The 18,284-nt window shown below is 54.6% G+C and carries 23 protein-coding genes; 6 read left to right on the top strand and 17 right to left on the bottom strand.

What is annotated here, in order from left to right; translation table 11 throughout:
- From IPH75_14360 to IPH75_14400, 9 genes are all read right to left on the bottom strand, one after another.
- Positions 1-1,191, bottom strand: a complete 1,191-nt coding sequence (locus IPH75_14360) for an efflux RND transporter periplasmic adaptor subunit (protein ID MBK7143253.1) — start codon at positions 1,189-1,191, stop codon at positions 1-3.
- Positions 1,192-1,358: 167 nt separating this feature from the next.
- Positions 1,359-1,670: a DUF59 domain-containing protein gene (locus tag IPH75_14365; protein ID MBK7143254.1), complete on the bottom strand. Its 312-nt coding sequence runs from the start codon at positions 1,668-1,670 to the stop codon at positions 1,359-1,361.
- Positions 1,670-2,161, bottom strand: a complete 492-nt coding sequence (locus tag IPH75_14370; GenBank protein MBK7143255.1) for an SUF system NifU family Fe-S cluster assembly protein — start codon at positions 2,159-2,161, stop codon at positions 1,670-1,672. Before IPH75_14370 ends, IPH75_14365 begins: the two co-directional genes overlap by 1 nt.
- The gene (locus tag IPH75_14375; protein MBK7143256.1) at positions 2,158-3,381 is read right to left on the bottom strand and encodes a cysteine desulfurase; all 1,224 of its coding nucleotides are present in this window, start codon (positions 3,379-3,381) and stop codon (positions 2,158-2,160) included. Before IPH75_14375 ends, IPH75_14370 begins: the two co-directional genes overlap by 4 nt.
- Before the next feature lie 83 nt (positions 3,382-3,464).
- Complete coding sequence (locus IPH75_14380; protein ID MBK7143257.1) at positions 3,465-3,776, bottom strand: Rieske 2Fe-2S domain-containing protein; 312 nt, start codon at positions 3,774-3,776, stop codon at positions 3,465-3,467.
- 1 nt (position 3,777) lies between these two features.
- A complete protein-coding gene (gene sufD, locus IPH75_14385) occupies positions 3,778-5,088 on the bottom strand; it encodes a Fe-S cluster assembly protein SufD (GenBank protein ID MBK7143258.1) in 1,311 nt (436 codons plus the stop codon).
- A 5-nt stretch (positions 5,089-5,093) separates the two neighbouring features.
- Entirely contained in the window at positions 5,094-6,530 is a 1,437-nt protein-coding gene (gene sufB, locus IPH75_14390; GenBank protein MBK7143259.1) for a Fe-S cluster assembly protein SufB, read from the bottom strand.
- 3 nt (positions 6,531-6,533) lie between these two features.
- Positions 6,534-7,304, bottom strand: coding sequence for a Fe-S cluster assembly ATPase SufC (sufC, locus tag IPH75_14395; protein ID MBK7143260.1), 771 nt, complete (start codon positions 7,302-7,304; stop codon positions 6,534-6,536).
- Positions 7,305-7,339: 35 nt separating this feature from the next.
- A complete protein-coding gene (locus IPH75_14400; protein MBK7143261.1) occupies positions 7,340-7,855 on the bottom strand; it encodes an Rrf2 family transcriptional regulator in 516 nt (171 codons plus the stop codon).
- A gap of 227 nt (positions 7,856-8,082) precedes the next feature.
- Here IPH75_14400 and IPH75_14405 point away from each other — a divergent pair, with 227 nt between their 5' ends.
- From IPH75_14405 to IPH75_14415, 3 genes are all read left to right on the top strand, one after another.
- Positions 8,083-8,628: a manganese efflux pump gene (locus tag IPH75_14405; protein ID MBK7143262.1), complete on the top strand. Its 546-nt coding sequence runs from the start codon at positions 8,083-8,085 to the stop codon at positions 8,626-8,628.
- 109 nt (positions 8,629-8,737) lie between these two features.
- On the top strand, positions 8,738-9,265 hold the full coding sequence (locus IPH75_14410; protein ID MBK7143263.1) for a hypothetical protein: 528 nt from the start codon (positions 8,738-8,740) through the stop codon (positions 9,263-9,265).
- 97 nt (positions 9,266-9,362) lie between these two features.
- Positions 9,363-9,635, top strand: coding sequence for a hypothetical protein (locus tag IPH75_14415; protein ID MBK7143264.1), 273 nt, complete (start codon positions 9,363-9,365; stop codon positions 9,633-9,635).
- Positions 9,636-9,780: 145 nt separating this feature from the next.
- On the opposite strand, the gene aceK is transcribed toward IPH75_14415, so the two are convergent.
- The 3 genes from aceK to IPH75_14430 all read right to left on the bottom strand — a co-directional run bounded on the left by aceK (position 9,781) and on the right by IPH75_14430 (position 12,320).
- Positions 9,781-11,562 (bottom strand): bifunctional isocitrate dehydrogenase kinase/phosphatase, encoded by a 1,782-nt coding sequence (aceK, locus tag IPH75_14420; GenBank protein MBK7143265.1) that lies wholly within the window; start codon positions 11,560-11,562, stop codon positions 9,781-9,783.
- Positions 11,563-11,652: 90 nt separating this feature from the next.
- Complete coding sequence (locus IPH75_14425) at positions 11,653-11,988, bottom strand: hypothetical protein (protein ID MBK7143266.1); 336 nt, start codon at positions 11,986-11,988, stop codon at positions 11,653-11,655.
- On the bottom strand, positions 11,985-12,320 hold the full coding sequence (locus tag IPH75_14430; protein ID MBK7143267.1) for a hypothetical protein: 336 nt from the start codon (positions 12,318-12,320) through the stop codon (positions 11,985-11,987). Before IPH75_14430 ends, IPH75_14425 begins: the two co-directional genes overlap by 4 nt.
- Positions 12,321-12,556: 236 nt before the next feature.
- On the opposite strand from IPH75_14430, the gene IPH75_14435 reads away from it, so the two are divergent.
- A complete protein-coding gene (locus IPH75_14435; protein ID MBK7143268.1) occupies positions 12,557-13,114 on the top strand; it encodes a hypothetical protein in 558 nt (185 codons plus the stop codon).
- On the opposite strand, the gene IPH75_14440 is transcribed toward IPH75_14435, so the two are convergent.
- From IPH75_14440 to smpB, 5 genes are read right to left on the bottom strand one after another with little or no spacing between them, the layout of a single operon-like run.
- Entirely contained in the window at positions 13,115-13,717 is a 603-nt protein-coding gene (locus tag IPH75_14440) for an XTP/dITP diphosphatase (protein MBK7143269.1), read from the bottom strand.
- An 8-nt stretch (positions 13,718-13,725) separates the two neighbouring features.
- Positions 13,726-14,349, bottom strand: coding sequence for a YiiX family permuted papain-like enzyme (locus IPH75_14445; GenBank protein ID MBK7143270.1), 624 nt, complete (start codon positions 14,347-14,349; stop codon positions 13,726-13,728).
- 10 nt (positions 14,350-14,359) lie between these two features.
- The gene (locus IPH75_14450) at positions 14,360-15,178 is read right to left on the bottom strand and encodes a glutamate racemase (GenBank protein MBK7143271.1); all 819 of its coding nucleotides are present in this window, start codon (positions 15,176-15,178) and stop codon (positions 14,360-14,362) included.
- 8 nt (positions 15,179-15,186) lie between these two features.
- On the bottom strand, positions 15,187-16,758 hold the full coding sequence (locus tag IPH75_14455) for an N-acetylmuramoyl-L-alanine amidase (GenBank protein ID MBK7143272.1): 1,572 nt from the start codon (positions 16,756-16,758) through the stop codon (positions 15,187-15,189).
- Positions 16,755-17,234, bottom strand: a complete 480-nt coding sequence (gene smpB / locus IPH75_14460) for an SsrA-binding protein SmpB (GenBank protein ID MBK7143273.1) — start codon at positions 17,232-17,234, stop codon at positions 16,755-16,757. Before smpB ends, IPH75_14455 begins: the two co-directional genes overlap by 4 nt.
- A 185-nt stretch (positions 17,235-17,419) precedes the next feature.
- Here smpB and IPH75_14465 point away from each other — a divergent pair, with 185 nt between their 5' ends.
- On the top strand, positions 17,420-17,797 hold the full coding sequence (locus tag IPH75_14465) for a response regulator (protein MBK7143274.1): 378 nt from the start codon (positions 17,420-17,422) through the stop codon (positions 17,795-17,797).
- Positions 17,798-17,879: 82 nt separating this feature from the next.
- Complete coding sequence (locus IPH75_14470) at positions 17,880-18,281, top strand: response regulator (protein ID MBK7143275.1); 402 nt, start codon at positions 17,880-17,882, stop codon at positions 18,279-18,281.
- Positions 18,282-18,284: the final 3 nt, after the last annotated feature.

An 18,284-nucleotide genomic window follows, 5' to 3' on the forward strand; every position in this document is an offset into this window, starting at 1 on the left:
CTAAGATGATATTTCTATCTTTTGCCCGGAGCTCATTTTCCCCGGAGGAGTGAGAACGACGCGGTCACCGTTCGCTAAGCCGGAGATGACCTCTACCATGCGACCAAGTTCGCGACCCGTCTCAACAGGCACCATGGTGACCAATTCGCCATCAATGCGAAAGACAACCGACTGACCATCCCGATCGGTGATTGCGTCCTTGGGGACCGCTAATATCCGGGCGGTGGTCGATGCGGCCGCGGCGGTATCGAGGAAGAAATTAACCCGGGCAGACATTTCCGGTAACACTTTATCATCGATCTGAGTGAAAGTGACTTTGGTCAGCACGGTGGCGCGTGATCGGTCCGCGGTCGGGACTATCTTTTTTACTTTGGCGGCATAGCGAACAGTCGGATACGCATCGAGAATGATCTCAGCCGGTTGCCCGACCTGTACTCGATTGATGTTTGATTCAGAGACATCCGCCTCGACCTCGAGAGAGTTCATGTCCGCAAGGGTAACGACGGATCCCTTTGAGGATGCCGACGATGCAAACGGAGCGACGATCTCGCCAACCTCGGCGTTTTTGGTCAGGATGGTCCCGGCGAACGGGGCACGAATATAGGTATTCTCGAGATTGACGGAGGCGGTGGTGACGGATGCTTCAGCCCCGGCGACCGCGGCAAGCGCCGCCATGTAGTTTGATTCAGCGGTCTCGACTTCGGCGGTGGTCACTGCGCCGGATTCTTTCAGTCCTGTGTAGCGACGGTAGGTCCGACCGGCGTTGAGAGAATCTACTTTAGCTTGTTCGAGTTGTGCCTTGGCCACCTGCAGGTTAGCACGGATGTCCTCATTGTCGAGGATTGCGATAACCTCTCCCGATTTCACGACATCCCCTTCTTCAAAGTCGAGCCTGACCAGTCTCCCGGTTCCTTTTGAGGCGACTTCGGCTTTGCGCTGGGCGACCACATAGCCGGTGGCGACGAGGCTCGCGGCGGCATCCGATCCGGAGATCATGCTGGCCGTTCCCACTTTCACCTGGGTCCCCGGAGTGACCGACTCTTTGAAGATGAAGTAGCCGACGATAATTGCGGCCAAGAGAAGAACCAGTCCGATCCAGGTCCAGGCCTTACTGCGAGGACGGTCATCAAAACGCTTTTCTTTGGATATGCGCAGGGCAGACAGGTCTGGTCGTGGCGTATTCTCTTCCATGTACTCTTTTCCCGGGTTTTGTTGGGTATTACGGTCTATAACGAACGCCGAAACGCGAGGTTTCGCACGAATTATCACATTCAGCAAATTACCGCATTGCGGTTAGGACCGCAAGTCTTGCTCGGTTCCCCACATGATCCTAACAATTTAAAGGGGAGAAGGCCGTGCTACCAGATGCCGAGGATATCCTTGGCATAATCTGAGCACATTTCTTTGGGGTCCCAGGGCGGGTCCCAGACCAAGACGACTTCGACCTTGGTGACGCCATCCATCTGCTCAACCTCGCGATGAACCATCGCCAGCAACATCTCGCCATATGGGCAGGCAGGAGTGGTGAGGGTCATCTTGACTTTGACGACTCCGTCATCTTCCGGGACAACATCGTATATCAAACCCAGGTCAACGATCCCGATCCGGATCTCCGGGTCATGAATCGGCTTGAGGACCTCAATGATCTGTTCTTTGGAAGGTACCGGCATTATTTCGTCTCGTGGTCATCTTCGGTGGTGATGGTGGTATTGGTGATCTCGTGTTTGCCGTCCTCGTAGTTCTTCATCCCTTCAATAAGGGTGACCCAGGCAAGCAGGGCACACTTGATGCGAACCGGGAACTGGCGAACGCCCTTGAGGGCATCGATATCCCCCAGGTCATCCGGGATCTGCACTTCTTCGCCTTTGAGCATTTTCCGGACGATCTCGGCGATCCGTCGGACCTCATCGAATGAGCGTCCCTTGACGGTCTCAGCGAGCATTGAGCCGGAGGCTACCGAAATGGCGCAGCCGTGGCAATTCACATGTACATCTTTGACCACGCCATGGTCCATCTCAACGTCGAGAGATATCTCATCGCCACAGGAGGGGTTCTGGCCGTGGGTGGTGATATCCGCATGGGGAAGGGGTTTCTTCCCGCGCGGGGAACGATAGTGATCGAGAATTATCTCGCGATACATGTCGTCAAGCGATGGTGTCATACGCCGAAATACTTTCTCATTTCAACCAGGGCATCGTAGAGGGCGTCGATGTCGGCCTCGGTATTGTAAATGTAGAATGACGCGCGAGCGGTGGCCACCTTGCCCAGTGTCCTCATCAATGGCTGGGCGCAATGGTGTCCGGCTCGAATGGCGATCCCGCGGGAATCAAGAAAGGTGCTGATGTCGTGCGGGTGAATGCTGGGATCGGTAAAGGAGACCGCGCCGCCGCGGGTGGCGGACTCCTGCGGTCCCTGTATCTCTATCCCCTTGAGGGAGGTGAGTCTATCGATGGCGTACTTGGTCAGCATAATTTCGTGCGTGCGGATCTCTTCCATACCGAGCGACTCAAGATAGGTCAGCGCGGCATCAAAGGCGATCACGTCGGCGATATTCGGCGTGCCGGCCTCGAACTTCCAGGGGAGTTCATTAAAAGTGACCCGATCGAATGAAACCTCGCGGATCATCTCGCCGCCAAAGTTGAAGGGGGGCATCGCCTGCAGGACTGAACGTCTTCCCCAGAGTACGCCAACGCCGGTTGGCCCGAGCATCTTGTGAGCGGAGAAAGAGTAGAAGTCAATGCCGTACTCCGCCGGCCGGATAGTCATATGCGGAGCGGCCTGAGCGCCGTCGACCACTACGGTCGCTCCAACCGATTTTGCTTTTGCGGCGATCTGCTGAACCGGATTGATCGTTCCCAACACGTTAGAGACATGGGGGAAAGCGACCAGCTTGGTTTTGGAAGTAATGATCGTGTCGATATCGGAGAGGTCGAGGTGACCGCAGACCGTGATCGGGATCTTCTTGATGATGGCGTTCTTGCGTTTCGCCAGCATCACCCACGGCACGAAATTGGCGTGGTGCTCCATTTCGGTGATGACGATCTCATCGCCCGCCTTGATATTCTGTTCACCCCATGAGTAGGCGATCAGGTTAAGCGCCTCGGTGGTCCCTTTGGTGAAGATCACTTCTTCGGTTGGGACATCGCCAATAAACCGCGCTACATGAGCGCGCGATTCCTCGAATGCTTCGGTTGAACGCTCCGCAAGGGTATGGAGACCCCGGTGAATGTTCGAGTTCATTTTGCGGTAATAGTCGATCAGCGCATTGATCACCGCGCGGGGCTTCTGCGTGGTGGCCGCGTTGTCGAGATAGATCAGTCGGTGGCTGTTGACCCGTTCCTCGAGGATCGGGAAATCCGCCTTGATCCGTTCTATGTCCAGTCCGACCGGGGCGGAAGAGACCTCGATCGATCGGTGCGGTCTGTCAGAACTCATAGTCTATATGTCCTGGTTCCTTTGAGTGCTTAGTCAAGGAACACAAAAATATCGTTGTCTTCAACCTTTACCTGCAGAGTTTCGATCGGGACGAGCGCCGGCGGAGCGGTAACCTCGCCGGTATGCAGGTGGAATCGGGCGCCGTGGCGGGTACACATGATCTCCTCGCCGCGAATCCTTCCGGTATGGATCGGCTCGCCGTCGTGGGTACACTCGTCATTTACCGCATAAAACCCTTCGGCGGTATGGGCGACAATGAACCGATTGTAGCCGATCTCAAAAGCCTTTAATTTTCCTGCAGGAATGTCATCGACAGAGGCCACCCGGACGAAAGCACCCATGTCAGATGACCTCCAACCGTTCGGCGGCGTATTTCGCGATTCGCTCCTGAAGGTCGGCCGGGACCAGTTTCAGCGTGGGCGCGATGAAGCCTGTCACCACCATGCGAACCGCGTCGGGGTGGTGGATCCCACGGCTCTTGAGGTAAAAGAGGTCCATCGGGTCGATCGGTCCAACCGTTGCGCCGTGAGTACAGGTTACTTCTTCGTTGAGGATCTCCAGTTCGGGGATCGACTCCGCCCGCGTATTCGGGTTGAGAAGCAGGTTCCGGTTTTCCTGGTACGCTTCGCACACCTGGGCATTGTGATCGATCCGGATCAAGCCGGTATACGCAGAGAGCGCACGGTCACGGAGCACAACCTTGAAATCGATATTCGATTTGGTTTTGCCGACCGCGTGGTGGTGCAACGTGTGATTGTCAAAATGCTGTCTGGCCGCGCCGAACAGAACTCCATACATGTTCGATTCTGCACCGGGGCCGTTCATAATGACACCGAAATTCTGTTTAGTGACTGCCGCGCCGAAAACGAGCGCGATTGTCAGCATATTCGCACCCTGGGCCGCGCTGGCGCGGTGAGTCAGGTAGGAATGCGTTCCTTCCGCCTGGCGTTGCAGGCTGACGTAGCGGACGCGGCTGTCTTGCAAGCCAAAGATCTCGACTGCACCATTGGAATGTGCAACACCGCTCGTGGCATCGGGAGCGCCACCGCCGTATTCATCGATAAGGGTCAATTCAGCATTTTTGCCGACGACCACCAGAAGTCGGGGATATTGCGCAGAGTTGGCCAGGCCAGCCTCGCGCAAGAGGTGCATCGGCTGTTCGACCGACTTGCCATCCGGTACGTAGATGAAGATACCATCATTCCAGAGGGCGCCATTGAGCGCCTCGAATTTGCCGGTTTTGGCGCCGATCAATTTGTAGAGATACTGCGAGACGATCTCATGGTGTGATTCAACCGCTTCAGAAAGCGGCTTGACCACCACACCCTGTTTTGTCAAGGCATCGGTGCCAAAGACTTCGACGCGTCGTCCACCCAGATCAGTCACCAGGCAGGAGATATGACCCTCGGCCAGATGCTGTTTTTCCAGGCGTTCAATGGCATCGTATGAGTCAGTGAATGCCGTATCAGCTATGGCGTCGCGATCGACCACGAACTTGGCCGGGTCGGTGTAGCGCCAGAGATGCAGCCCGCGCGGGGGCAGGGGGGTGGCATTAAAGTTCTCACGGGCGAAATGGCGCAATTCGCGAAGCCATTTCGGGCCGCGCTCCAGTTCCGGAGCAAATTCAGGTATCGTATATCCAGTCTCAGTCATTTCCATTATCCGACCGAACCTTCCATTTCAAGCTGAATCAGTCGATTCAGTTCAACTGCGTACTCCAGAGGGAGTTCTTTGGTGAACGGCTCCATGAAGCCGTTGACGATCAACAGGCGTGCTTCATCCTCGGTCAGCCCACGGCTGGTGAGGTAGAAGAGTTGCTCTTCAGCCACTTTCGACACGCGGGCCTCATGCTCCACCCGCACCTTGTCGGCATCGATCTCCATGGTCGGATAGGTATCCGAGCGGGCGTCACGACCGATGAGCAACGCATCGCATTCAACCGAGATCTTCGAGTTGATGGCGTTTTTGTGAACTTTGGCCAGACCACGATACGAAGCGCGGCCATTATCCTTGGAGATTGATTTCGAGGTAATGCGTGACGAGGTATTCGGCGCGGCATGGATAACCTTGGCGCCAGCATCCTGATGCTGATCGACTCCGGCAAACGCGACCGAGAGAACCTCGCCGCGGGCGCCTTCACCGAGCAGATTGATGCAGGGGTATTTCATGGTCAGGCGCGAGCCGAGATTACCGTCGACCCATTCGACGGTCGCATTCGCGTAGGCGTTCGCCCGTTTGGTCACCAGATTGTAGATGTTGCGCGACCAGTTCTGGATGGTGGTATATCGAATGTACGATCCCTCCATCGCGATCAGTTCAACCACCGCGGAGTGCAGCGAGTCGGTCGAATAGACCGGAGCGGTGCAACCCTCGATGTAATGGACGCGGGAGCCTTTGTCGGCGATAATGAGTGTGCGCTCGAACTGTCCCATGTTCTCCGCATTGATGCGGAAATAAGCCTGGAGCGGGACTTTGACATCGACGCCCGGCGGGACATAAATGAATGAACCACCCGACCAGACGGCCGTATTGAGGGCGGCGAATTTATTATCGGTGGACGGGATCACCGAAGCGAAATACTTCTGCACGATCTCGGGGAACTGGCGAAGACCGGAATCCATATCGAGAAAGAGGATCCCCTGCTTGGTCAGTTCTTCCTTCATCGAGTGGTAAACCACTTCTGATTCATACTGAGCGGAGACGCCGCCAAGGAAGCTCTTTTCGGCTTCGGGGATACCGAGGCGGTCAAAGGTCTTCTTGATATAATCCGGGACATCATCCCAGCTTTTCTGCTGGTTTTCGATCGGCTTCATGAAGTAGTAGATATTCTCGAAATCGATCTCGCCGAGCAGTTTGGTGTTGCCCCATTTCGGCATCGGCTTGGCATAAAAGATGTCGAGCGCCTCGTGGCGGATATCATTCATCCACTTCGGCTCTTTCTTCATGCGCGAGATCATCTCGACGACTTCATGATTCAGGCCGCGCGCTCCCTTGTGGAAGTAGTCGACCGGATCGTGAAAACCGTACTTGGTCGCGTAATCCGCATTAAGCGACGAGAGATCCTGTTTTTGCTGGTCTATATTCAGATCAGACATTCGTCAAACACCTGCTTTCTGAGCAACTTCCGCCTCGACCCAGTCGTACCCCTGGTCCTCGAGCTTGAGCGCGAGATCCGCGCCGCCCGACTTCACCAGTTTGCCGGCCATCATCACATGGACAAAATCCGGCTTGATGTAGTTCAAGAGGCGCTGATAGTGAGTCACCATCAGGACACCGTTGGCGTCCGAGTGGTACTTGTTGATCCCTTCGGCGACGGTCTTGAGCGCGTCGATATCGAGCCCAGAGTCGGTTTCGTCGAGAATCGCCATTTTGGGATTCAGGACCGACATCTGGAGGATCTCGATCCGTTTCTTTTCACCGCCGGAGAATCCTTCGTTGAGATAGCGGGTGGCGAAGACCTCATCGATCTCGAGGTCGGCCATTTTGGCCCGCATCAATTTTCTGAAGTCCGACATTTCGGCATCTTTGCCGCGATGGGCCTGCAGTGCAGAGCGGAGGAAATTGGCGACGGTGACGCCCGGGATGGCCAGCGGATACTGGAAGGCGAGAAAGAGACCGGCACGCGAACGCTCATCAGCTTCCATCTCGAGAATATCCACACCATTCAATTTCGCCCAACCTTTGGTGATCTGATAGTTGGGGTGCCCCATCAGGGCGTTGGAGAGGGAAGACTTGCCGGAACCATTCGGTCCCATGATCGCGTGTACCTCGCCGGCGTTGATGGTCAGGGTGACGCCATTGACCACCTGCTTGCCATCGACCACTACATGTATGTCGCCACATTCGAACAGCGGCTGTTGAGATGCCATTGAAACTCTATCCTTTCGAATCCCGATATTGTTCACTATTCCAGAAAGATGCGGCCACTCGGCTGGTTGAGTTCTTCCTCAAGTGCCGCCTGGCCGACTCGTATATGTTCCTGATTGAGGCGGAGCATCTTGGCCTTTTCGGAGGTCAACAGATCCGCGAGAGTTGTTTGTCCCAGGAATGACTGCACATAGCCGGCCACTCCGCCGAGGACATCCGAGATGGAGCACGTGCCCAGATGGACACACTCTTTTGCATGGCCAGTATACTTCTGGCAATGCTGTGGATCGATCAGTGGTCCGCCAAGTGCGGTCATCACTTCATACAGATTGATCTCACCGGGATCGCGTGCGATGGAGAAGCCGCCGCCACGTCCGCGTTCAGCAGTGACCAGACCTGCTCGACGCAAAATCGCGAGGAGTTTGGATGCATAGGGGACCGACAGTCCTTCTGCCTCGGCGATATCTGAGATCGACAATTGCCCGGAGGTTCCGACCCGAGCGAGTGCCAGAAGGCATCGCAGGCCATACTCTTCAACTGCTGATATTCTCATAGTCTCACAACGAATTAAGGTTTTAATACTCCGTTTTAACCGTCCAAGTATACCTAATCTGTACGGTTCTGTAAACTATCATTTTTAACTCCACTTTAGGTTATTGGTTCCTCTGAAAAGCGAGTTGGGCAAAATAGTCTTTTTTTCGCTTCTCACTTGCGGTTGGGAGTGCCGAACGGTATTCTGTCGTTGAATCTATAGGCTTGAAGGACAATCGTTTACCGACTATGCAACTTCATGATATGCTGGCTTTGGCCTTTGCGCTGGCGCTCGACGCTTTTGCGGTCGCGGCGGCCGTCGGAATAAAGCTTGGGAAGATCGACCGGTGGGTTGTCTTCAGGCTCTCCTGGCACTTTGGGTTTGCCCAGTTTGGGATGCCAATTGTCGGCTGGCTGGCGGGAGAACAGATCTACAAGTATGTCGGATCGTTGGGGAATTGGATCGCCGCGGTCGTATTGCTCATCATCGGCGTGCGACTGATCTGGGAGCAAAGCAAGCCGGAGGAACGGGCATGGCAGGGGGACCCCACACGCGGAGCGTCGCTTTTAGTTTTGATGTTTGCTACTTCGATTGATGCACTGGCGGCGGGGTTGTCACTCGCGTTGATCGGAGTTGAGATATTGCAGCCATCTCTGATCATCGGTGTGGTGGCGGCGGTGATGACGATTGTTGGTCTGGCATCGGGGAGACAGGTAGGGGCGAAGTTCGGGAAAGTGGCGGGGATAATCGGGGGATTGATCTTGATCGGATTGGCGGTGAAGGCGGTAGTGTAGGAATCAGGCAGACGGTGACGTTTGCCGAGCAAGCATTGGAGGGATAGGCATGTCTTCGATTTTCCGTGGTTCTTGCATTGTAGTCGGAGGTTTCTGTCTCTTCATATTGATGAACTGCACTGCAAGCAGAAAGCAGAAGGCCGAAAGCGCAGGCGTTCCGATCGCGCTCATGGAGATTCCGCGATGGTCTGTTGAGATTGCGCCGCCATCAAAGGGCGCAGGAGGAGATTCTGCCGCCGTTTTGTACTCCGGCGCGATCAAGAAAACTTATCCTTCAGATGTGCAGAACTATCTCGAGCATGTTAAGGACCGGTTGATCAGCAAACATAAAGTCGATCTCTCCGAGAATTTTCCGGAACATGGGTACATTGTGATAGAGCTCAAAGGTTCTGAGATCCAATACACTCGGACGGCCGAAGAGCTGGTACTGCATGAGATCGATCCACCAGATGGCGCAGGTCATACACCTCATCGGGAGGCAAACACTACCAAGATGCGGTCCAAGAATCACACTGCAGTAGTTTCTTTCTATGACATGGCGGGAAGGGGAATCTGGCAGTTGACGGTATTTGACGCTAAGAAACCGGGCAAACTGGCTGATCAAATAGCCAAGTGTCTGAAACGGCCCGGCAAATGAGAATTCCGTTTGACGATCAGGGAACTTTGAATAATCCTGTTCATTCATAGTACTACCAGATATGCAAAACGCGAATTTCAGAGTCTTTACTTCTCGCATGACGCCGAAAAACAAACTTCTGGCGGCGTTTGTTATCATTTTCGTTCTCCTGGCGGCGCTCGCCATGCTACTGGTGGTGACGGTCGGGGGGGCGGTTGCGGCGATCGCCAACGGTCTGATCGGTTCGGTCAGGCGGCTGTTCGGATTTGGGCAGAAGAATCCCGAAGTAGGGCAGAGTCAGCAACAGACTCCATACACGAGCCAGCGTCGATCTTCACAGGCGTACGAAGGGTTGGATCCGGAGAAGCGGATCGACCAGCCGCGGGAATAGAGCGTGATTAAGTAATCGCACTTCGACTTCGCTCAGTGCGATTGCTGTGCTGTGTTGCGCGGCAGAGCTCCCGCTCTGCCCGAGCTGTTGACTGAAGAAGGGCAGACGGGGACGTCTGCCGCTCAGTCGCCGCGGGGATAATCAGCTAGACTGTCAGCAGACGGTTCTCGAATTTCTTGCGGCGGTCATAGGGAGTGATATCCGCCAACTCACCCCGTCTGACCCGACGTTTCATCTCTTTCCAGAAATCTGCCGTATAGAGGTCGCCGTGAATTCGGCGGAATATCCCCTTGAGTGGAAAAGGAATCCCGGAATACCGCTCGGTTTCATCGAGGAAGAAATCGTTTGGCATGGCGGCGATCCGGTCGGAATCATCCTCTAACTCTTCCAGTTCGTTTTTCGGCGGCGGTTTGTGCCGGAAATTGACCTGTTCCAGGGGGCAGACATCATCGTAATCAAACAGCACCACTCTGCCGCGTCTCGTCACGCCGTAGTTCCAGATATTAAAGAGGTCTGACGGGAAGATCCCGATCGATGCGAGGTCTTTCAGGAAGTAACCGAAATCGATGACCACCCGCCGGATCGATTCTGCGTCCTGCTCTTCCATCAAATAGATAGGGAGTGGTGTCACTTTGCGTTGCAGGTAGAGATGGTGGATGACAACGTATTCCCGCTCAATACTGACTGCTCCGGACGCAGCGGTGGCGAATTCGTGCAGCAGGTCGGCGGAAAAGCGTTTCCGTTTGAAGCGGAGATTCTCGAACTCCTGGGTGTCGACCAGACGACCGACACGGTCGCGGTGACAAACAAATTCGTACTGTCTGACGATCTCTTCGCGAGTCGTGCGCTTGCTGGTGGTTTCTTCGCTCCGGAGAAAGCACGGGCGGTCCTTGATGATCTTAAAGACATAGCCCAAGTCGGGGAGGGTGAAGCCGATCATGACCGCGCCTTCTTTGCCGGGAGCGATAACAAACTTCTCCCGCGACTCATGCACGAACGAGTGCAGCATGCGATAGAACTCGGTTTTCCCATGTTTGGTGTAGCCTAGCGAAAAATAGAGATCTGAGAGAGGTTTGGACGGGAGGATCGAACGAAGAAACTCAATCAGTTCATGATGCCATTTGACCTGAACATGGAAGTAGCTGAAGGCAAAGCTGAAAACGATGGAAGCATCGACCTCATCCAACAGGGCGGTATCGACATAAATGCCATCGAGACTATTATAGAGCGGGAGGATAAGGGGGAGCAAGTGACCATCAGCACGAATCCGTCCGACAAGATAGGCGACCTTGTTGCGGAAAAACGGCGCCTTGATCATATCGATCTCAAACCCACCGCGATAGTGCATGATCGGCCAGACCCGCAGGTTGATTTCCTGGGAGACAAGTGTTGCATCGGCCTCAAGATCTCTGAATCTGGCCTCGAAGCCGAATTGCCGGAGAATATCCGCGATGACCTTTTCTGTCGGGCCGTTCACGTGGTAGGTGCGGAATATCCGCCTGGACGGGTTCTTCTTGGGATTTGGGGTGCGCTGACTGAAGAACTCAACATCGCGGTTGATACCGACAGTCTGGAGGATCTTGCGGGTGGTGGAATTGAAGTAGGTTTCGGCGAGGTCGCGGTCGTAGCGTCCCCGGATCGCCGAGCGAAAACGTGATTTGATGAGACGCCAGACCTGCGGGTCACGGAGTGAATCACCCAGGCATTGACTGAGCATCTGCTCGGCCAGATCGAGCGAGTTTTCGTAGAGGTCGAGGCGCATGGTGGCGATCCGCTGGCGTTCTTTCCAGTCGCGTTGCTCGAATGTGAGGCGGGACATTCCGGTCAAGCGCTCGAAATCGGCACGATGTTCCTCATGCATGGCGAGGATAAGATGTGCGGCATGGGAGACGGTGGTTGTGGACGGAAACTGCGTTGAGCGCGCCATACGACCTCCTCGACATGGTCAGAAGTGTCCATATTTAATATAGGTCGTTAAGTGTTGCTCAGCAATAGGACTGTGTGAAGAGGGGGCGGGTTAGCGACTTCGTTCCGGGTCCGGGAAATCACGGTAGAGGGCTGCCTGGGTCCGACTACAGGCGGCATACACCGGGATATGGAGCCGTTCGATCTCGCCGGTTCGACTGGCAACGGTGCCGAAGGCGGCATCCAGTTGAGCCAGATCGCGGGTTGCGACGACTATATGAAACTCCCCAAGCGTTTCCGGGCCAAAGCCGAATTTCCGGCGAGTGAGGGTGAAAGACTCGATCTGGCCACGCTTTTGCAGATTTCCGAGGTAAGCGTCGACCGCATCGCAGAACTCGAGGTCTTTGTGGCTCTCTTTGAGGTCGGCCCAGATATGGAGGTAGTTCATCGGACTCTCTCCTTGTCCGGGAAATCACGGTAGAGGGCAGACCGGAAATCGGTCACGGCGCTATAGACCTTGCGGTGCAGGTCCTCAATCTCTCCCGTGCGACGGGCCACTACGGAGAAGGCGGATTCCAGTTGGGGGAGGTCACGAACTTGGATCACAATATGGAACTCTCCGAGATCCGATGGTCCAAAGCCAAACTTGCGCCGGGTGATAGTATATCCCTCGATGGCCTGCTGTGATCTCAGCGCCCCCAGATAGCCATGCACATTGTCGCAGAACTCAAGGTCGCGATGGCTGTCCTTCAGATTGACCCAGATATGGTAGTAGTTCACCTTGTCCTCTGTCGGTAGTGTGTGAGGAGGGAATATGCGATAAAGAGGGGAGGTTCGTCCAGTGGTTTCAACGACAGATTTAATCTTGATTGGGCAAGGGGGTTGCGCCAGGTCCGCGGATGTGTATCTTGTAGGTGCAATATCTTCGCACGCAAAACGTAACGGCTCAGGCCGCTTGATATAGAAGGTTCGGGCGCAGGAAAGCGCCAGATTGGACAGATACTGGGAGGTATCCGATGCGTGCGTTCTCCATTCTGCTCTTTATGTTTGCTCTGTTGATGGTTTGCGCCTGCCAGCCATCGCTCCTGCCATTTTTCTCCACCCTTGATGAGGTCGGCATCCCCAGCATGGTCGGATCATGGGTGGAGGTTGGTGACGATGCACCACCGACGGTCTGGTCGATTGTGGGGGATTCCAACGGATATCAAGTGACCGCGATCGAGGACAGTACACAGAAGGAGTATGAGATCCACGCCTTCAAGTTGGGGGATCTCTATTTTCTGGATATCGTGCAGGAGATGACCTGGTCGCAGGATGCGCTCAATGGTGATCTCTTTTTGCAGCAGCATCTGGTCGCCCGGGTTATTCCGTTTGCTGACAGCATGCAGATCGGCATTTTGAATAGCGAGTGGTGCGCGGAGATGATCGACGAGGAGGAGATACGCGTCCCGTTTGTGGTGATGGAATCAGGCTATCTGTTGACCGCTAGTGCTGAGCAGATTCGTCCGATGCTGATCAAATATGGGGATGATCCGGATGCATTTCCGCTGGTGACTATGTATCGCCAGCCGTGATCAGCTCTGCTGATTGAGTCGTGCGATGATCAGATCGCGGGCCGCCTGGAGGGCCCGTCCGCGATGTGAAACCTGGTTCTTTTCGTCGAGAGACATTTCCGAAAAGCACTTATTGAGCGGGGGATAGAAGAAGACAGGGTCATATCCAAACCCTCTGTCGCCAATCACGGTAGTCGTGATGAGTCCTTCCGCGACTCCTTCGACTGTGTCGACTGAACCATCTTCCCAGATTATGGCAATAACGCAGCGGAAGCGGGCTGTCCGCTTTTCCTGTGGGACGCCAGCCAGTTCAAGCAGCAGTTTGGTGTAATTATCTTTGTACGTAACGTTTTCGCCGGCGTAGCGGGAGGAGTAGACGCCGGGGGCGCCATTGAGCGCGTCAACTTCAAGACCGCTGTCATCGGCCAGAGCCGGAAGTTCGCAGAATTCGGCGATAGCGCGCGCTTTGAGAATGGCGTTTTCAATTAGCGTGCTGCCGGTCTCTTCGGGGTCAGGAAAATCAAGGAAATCGTCAGCGGTCAGGATTGTGACCGGAAGCTCTTCCAGCAGATGTTTGATCTCTTTGACTTTGTCGCGATTGTTGGTGGCGAGGACTAGCTGCATATCACTTTTCAGCGTTGAGTGACGATCGTGAGAGTTGGCAGGTCAAAGATATCCGATGGGGCGATGACTGGTTCTTCAAGTGGGACGTTGTCGCCATAGCGACGTCTGAGCTGTTCTTTGACGATCGGATGGTCGAACTTGTATTCTTTCAGTTTACGCAGTGTGCCGAGATCGATCCCGACCGCATGATAGATCTTCCAGACCAGCTCCGAGCAATACAACTGGTCATCGGACCAGTTGAACTGACCATCGTAATTCCGTCCAACAAATCTATCGGCGGCGACGCGCATGCTGTCGATCTTCGCCCTGGTCAAAATCGAGTCTGCACTTGCAAGACGTTTGACGACGAACTTTTGCTCAGCGCCCCGGGCGATGAACTCTTCGTAGGTTGAATAGCGGACTGTCCCGCCCGCCTCGATCACCCACGGTTTGCCATCGCGAATAAAGATCAGCCCCATGTGGGTGATCTCCGAGCCGGTGACCAGTGAGATCGCCTGACTCAAATTGGAGAGCGAACGGTGGAAAACGATATCACCATCACGAAGAACCGCTGTTGAGTCAGCGGCCGAACCGGATACAACGAGAGAGAGGAGAAGCAGGAGAGAGAAAAGGGAAAGTCTGCAGTGTTTCATCTAGGCGTCCCTAGTACCTGCTGATATCCACGCGGGTGATATTGTCGACTACTTCGCCAAGGAAACGGGTCGCTACAGAAGAGAATTTCTCGGGGACATCGGAGACGAAAAACTTGTGCTCGCCCGGAAGGTTGTGCCCTTTGTCTGTGGCGGCATTAAGCAGATGTTCACTCTGCATCAAGTCGCGGGCAACGCGGGCGGTCTCCTCGCCGGAGTCGATCAGCATCACTCGATCCCCCATAACATCGGCGATCACATGCTTGAGCAGTGGATAATGGGTACAGCCAAGGATCAGGGTGTCGACATCAACATCCTTCATAGTTTTGAGATAATCTCTGGCGATCAGGTAGGTTGCTTCTTTGTTGATATACCCTTCCTCGACCAGCGGGACGAAGAGGGGACAGGCGAGGGAGAAGACCTTGATCTTGGGGTCGATCTCATGAATGGTCCGTGCATATGAATTGGAGCTGATCGTGGCGACCGTGCCGATAACGCCGATCCGCCCGGACTGAGTTCGCGCGACTGCCGCTTTTGCGCCCGGTTCGATCACGCCGATCATCTGAACATCGGAGCCCTTGCGGACTTCGTCGAGGGCGACCGCAGAGGCGGTATTGCAGGCACAGATGATGAACTTTACATGGTGCTCCATCAGGAAGGCGACATCCTGATGCGTGAAGCTGGTGATGATCTCTTTGGAACGTCCACCATAGGGGGCCCTGCCAACATCGCCAAAGTAGATGACATCCTCATGCGGGAGGATCTTGAAGAGTTCGCGGGCAACCGTCAGGCCGCCGACGCCGGAATCAAAAACACCAATTGGTAGTTCCATCTGGTCACTTACTCTTTGTCTGCGGGGCCGTTATATTTGGCGGCAAATTCCTTGATTGCCTCGAAAACTCCGGTCGCGACTTTCTTTTGGTAGGCCGGGCTTTTCAGTAGTTTGACCTCGGCTCGATTTGAAATGAAGGCTGACTCCACCAGCACGGACGGCGTGAAGACTTTGTTCAGAACGAAAAATCCAGCCTGGTCAACGCCGCGTGCAGGAGTCTCCAACGATTTGCGGAACTGGCGGTCGATCATCAGGGCGAATTCGTGTGATTCGGCCTGGAATTCGGTCATCAGCATTTCATTAAGGATCCCCATGATTGGATCCTCGAGCGACATTCCGCTATCCATCTCTTCGGCTTCTTCATTCTCTTGCGATTCTTCGCCAGGGGTAGCCTGCATTTCACGAACGAAATAGCTGTTTTCCAGTTGTTCGACTGCCCGCGCGGAGTCGTTTTTCGCCGGCGCGAGGAAAAAGACATTCCAGCCATTCGCTTTGCGACTGGGAGAGGCATTCGCGTGGATAGAAATAAACAGGTCAGCACCCGCGCGATTGGCGATATCAGCACGTTCCTGAAGAGTCAGATAGGTATCGGAGTTGCGGGTCATAATCACTTTGAAACGACCATCGGCGCGGATCAGATCGGCTAGTTGGCGGGCGATCGCCAGAGCAACATCTTTTTCCCGCGTTTTGTCCGGACCGATCGCGCCATAATCTTTGCCGCCATGTCCGGCATCAACCACGATGACGTCAATTGTATTGTCGATAGTGGGAGTTTTCGGTTGTCCTGATCCGCCCGGAGCTTTGGTGGAATCGATCTGGAAAGTGACATCCGGAACGGATATCTGGATGCGGGTCGGCTCCTGGACCAGTTTGTGATGGGTCGTTTTGACTTGTTGCAGACCCTGGCGAACCTGGAAGCTGATCTGGGCGACGCCGTCTTCCTGGATCGCCTGAAGCTTGACCAGCAGGCGCGAGTCGAGGCGGGATTCGATCTTTCCGATATTCAGCTTTCCATTGCGGATCGAGACATTGATCCAGTTTCCTTCGGTCACAAAGACGCTATAGGCGAGTGGGTCGCTCAGCATGATCTCGATCAGCAGTCCGTTCGCTTTCGCCGAGAAAGCAATATCAGTGATATTGTATTTCCCCTTTTCCAGACTGACTTTGGAGTCCTTTTTGTCGAAGCGGATCCGTTCGGCAGAGATGCGATCGACAAACGGCATAAAAGTCTCGGCAGGGAGGTAGATATCTCCCTCCTTATATTCTGTGGCGTAGATCAGGTTGAAGAGGGAATCGTTCAGCCGAAAATAGGGAGAACCGATGAGAAAGGCGAAGCGGTAGCTTCCGACGACATAGCCGACCTCGTGTCCGGGGATCTCCCAGTCGACCACTCCGGAAATGACTCGCGACAACGAGACCAGGGAGAGGTATTCGACGCCGTCATGATTGTACGAGGCGATCTCAACCTCGCCTTCGGCAGACGCAATCTTGATCTTGGCAGAAAGCGATACTGTCAGCAAGAGGATGACGAGCAACGTGACCAGTGGCAGGGTCAGGCGTAAGCGAGAGGGGATTATCATTCGGGTCGTTTCAAATTCCTGAGAGTTGCGCGGTTGATCCTGCGCTTGGCATCGGCTTCAGCGATCGCCTGGCGCTTGTCATACGTTTTACGTCCAATCCCAAGGCCAAGTTCAACTTTGGCGTGCTTTCCCTTGAAGTAGAGGGAAAGGGGGACTAGGGTCATCCCTTTCTGTTCGGTGCGGGCGAACAGCTTGCGGATCTCTTTCTTGTGCAGCAGCAACCGTCGTGGCCGGAGGGGGTCGATCTCCTGGTGGGTGGACATTTTGTATGGGTTGATGTGCATACTGATCAGCATAACAGACCCGTTCTGGACGATGGCGTAGGCCTCGTTTAGGCTGACTTTGCCCTCACGAATCGACTTAACCTCGCTCCCCCGAAGCTCGATCCCGGCCTCGTAGGTATCGACTATCTCGTACTCGTGCCGTGCTTTACGGTTACGGGTGACGATCTGGATGTCATCCTTGTCGGTCTGCATAGCGGCAAGAATACCGGGCAGGCAGGCCATTGGCAACGAAAAAGACCAGAACCGACAAGATGGGGTATCCCACTGTCGTTTGGGAAAATAGGGGATGGTGGCTTCAAAAAACCGGACAAACTGACGACATTAATAGTACCGGGCGAACAGAAACGCCTTTTGGTAAAGGGGTATGGAGGAGACGCATGACTACCGGTTCAGGGAAAAAGATCCTGGTGGTAGATGACGATCCGGCAATCAGTGGATTGATTTCCGCGATTCTTGGCAAGGATGGATATTCGGTGATAGTCGCGAATTGCGGCTCCGATGGGGTCCGCAAAGCAGGCGAAGAGCATCCGAAACTGGTTTTGATGGATATCACGATGCCGGATATGGATGGATACGAGGCAACTCGTCTGATCAAGTCGGCTCCGGACATGAAGGATATTCCGGTGATATTTTTGACGGGACGGTCGGCCAGCGAAGATGGCGGCCGCGCATTTACGTCGGGCGGATTGACGTTCATGCGGAAGCCGTTTACCGCCCAGCAGTTGCGGGACCTGGTCTCGCTGGCGGTGCAATAGTCTGCAGCCATGAGGCTAAACCAATGTTGGCTTCGTGCCGATACTTAATTCATGCAGCAACTGACAAGGACGGTCCCAGAGCATGTCGTATAAGATAAAGATTCAGACCGCCAAAGTGCTTGTCGTGGATGACGAGCCTGAGATCACCGATATCGTCGAGACGTTTCTTGCCGAGGCGGGTTACACCGTCACCGTGGAGAATCACTCGCGTCAGGCGATCGCGAAAGCGAAAGAGTTCAAGCCCGATGTCGTGATCCTGGATATCATGATGCCGGACATCGATGGTTACGCTATCTGTCAGGAGATCAAGCAGGATCCCGCGCTGGCCAGCGTACCGATCATTTTCCTGACCGGTAAAGACCGGAATGATGACATGGGCCGTTCGTTCAAAGCCGGCGGAGACATGTTCATCAAAAAGCCGTTCTCCTGCGAACGGCTCCTTGAGATCGTTAATCTCGTCGTTATGTCGACCTCGCGCCACTGATCG

The sequence above is a fragment of the bacterium genome (assembly GCA_016708025.1).
Lineage (GTDB): Bacteria > Zixibacteria > MSB-5A5 > GN15 > FEB-12 > FEB-12.

Excerpts from the sequence above, each read along its gene's own strand:
- IPH75_14360 (MBK7143253.1), bottom strand. The coding sequence starts at position 1,191 with ATGGAAGAGAATACGCCACGACCAGACCTGTCTGCCCTGCGCATATCC.
- IPH75_14365 (MBK7143254.1), bottom strand. The coding sequence starts at position 1,670 with ATGCCGGTACCTTCCAAAGAACAGATCATTGAGGTCCTCAAGCCGATT.
- IPH75_14370 (MBK7143255.1), bottom strand. The coding sequence starts at position 2,161 with ATGACACCATCGCTTGACGACATGTATCGCGAGATAATTCTCGATCAC.
- IPH75_14380 (MBK7143257.1), bottom strand. The coding sequence starts at position 3,776 with ATGGGTGCTTTCGTCCGGGTGGCCTCTGTCGATGACATTCCTGCAGGA.
- sufD (MBK7143258.1), bottom strand. The coding sequence starts at position 5,088 with ATGACTGAGACTGGATATACGATACCTGAATTTGCTCCGGAACTGGAG.
- sufB (MBK7143259.1), bottom strand. The coding sequence starts at position 6,530 with ATGTCTGATCTGAATATAGACCAGCAAAAACAGGATCTCTCGTCGCTT.
- sufC (MBK7143260.1), bottom strand. The coding sequence starts at position 7,304 with ATGGCATCTCAACAGCCGCTGTTCGAATGTGGCGACATACATGTAGTG.
- IPH75_14400 (MBK7143261.1), bottom strand. The coding sequence starts at position 7,855 with ATGAGAATATCAGCAGTTGAAGAGTATGGCCTGCGATGCCTTCTGGCA.
- IPH75_14405 (MBK7143262.1), top strand. The coding sequence starts at position 8,083 with ATGCAACTTCATGATATGCTGGCTTTGGCCTTTGCGCTGGCGCTCGAC.
- IPH75_14410 (MBK7143263.1), top strand. The coding sequence starts at position 8,738 with ATGAACTGCACTGCAAGCAGAAAGCAGAAGGCCGAAAGCGCAGGCGTT.
- IPH75_14415 (MBK7143264.1), top strand. The coding sequence starts at position 9,363 with ATGACGCCGAAAAACAAACTTCTGGCGGCGTTTGTTATCATTTTCGTT.
- aceK (MBK7143265.1), bottom strand. The coding sequence starts at position 11,562 with ATGGCGCGCTCAACGCAGTTTCCGTCCACAACCACCGTCTCCCATGCC.
- IPH75_14425 (MBK7143266.1), bottom strand. The coding sequence starts at position 11,988 with ATGAACTACCTCCATATCTGGGCCGACCTCAAAGAGAGCCACAAAGAC.
- IPH75_14435 (MBK7143268.1), top strand. The coding sequence starts at position 12,557 with ATGCGTGCGTTCTCCATTCTGCTCTTTATGTTTGCTCTGTTGATGGTT.
- IPH75_14440 (MBK7143269.1), bottom strand. The coding sequence starts at position 13,717 with ATGCAGCTAGTCCTCGCCACCAACAATCGCGACAAAGTCAAAGAGATC.
- IPH75_14445 (MBK7143270.1), bottom strand. The coding sequence starts at position 14,349 with ATGAAACACTGCAGACTTTCCCTTTTCTCTCTCCTGCTTCTCCTCTCT.
- IPH75_14450 (MBK7143271.1), bottom strand. The coding sequence starts at position 15,178 with ATGGAACTACCAATTGGTGTTTTTGATTCCGGCGTCGGCGGCCTGACG.
- IPH75_14455 (MBK7143272.1), bottom strand. The coding sequence starts at position 16,758 with ATGATAATCCCCTCTCGCTTACGCCTGACCCTGCCACTGGTCACGTTG.
- smpB (MBK7143273.1), bottom strand. The coding sequence starts at position 17,234 with ATGCAGACCGACAAGGATGACATCCAGATCGTCACCCGTAACCGTAAA.
- IPH75_14465 (MBK7143274.1), top strand. The coding sequence starts at position 17,420 with ATGACTACCGGTTCAGGGAAAAAGATCCTGGTGGTAGATGACGATCCG.
- IPH75_14470 (MBK7143275.1), top strand. The coding sequence starts at position 17,880 with ATGTCGTATAAGATAAAGATTCAGACCGCCAAAGTGCTTGTCGTGGAT.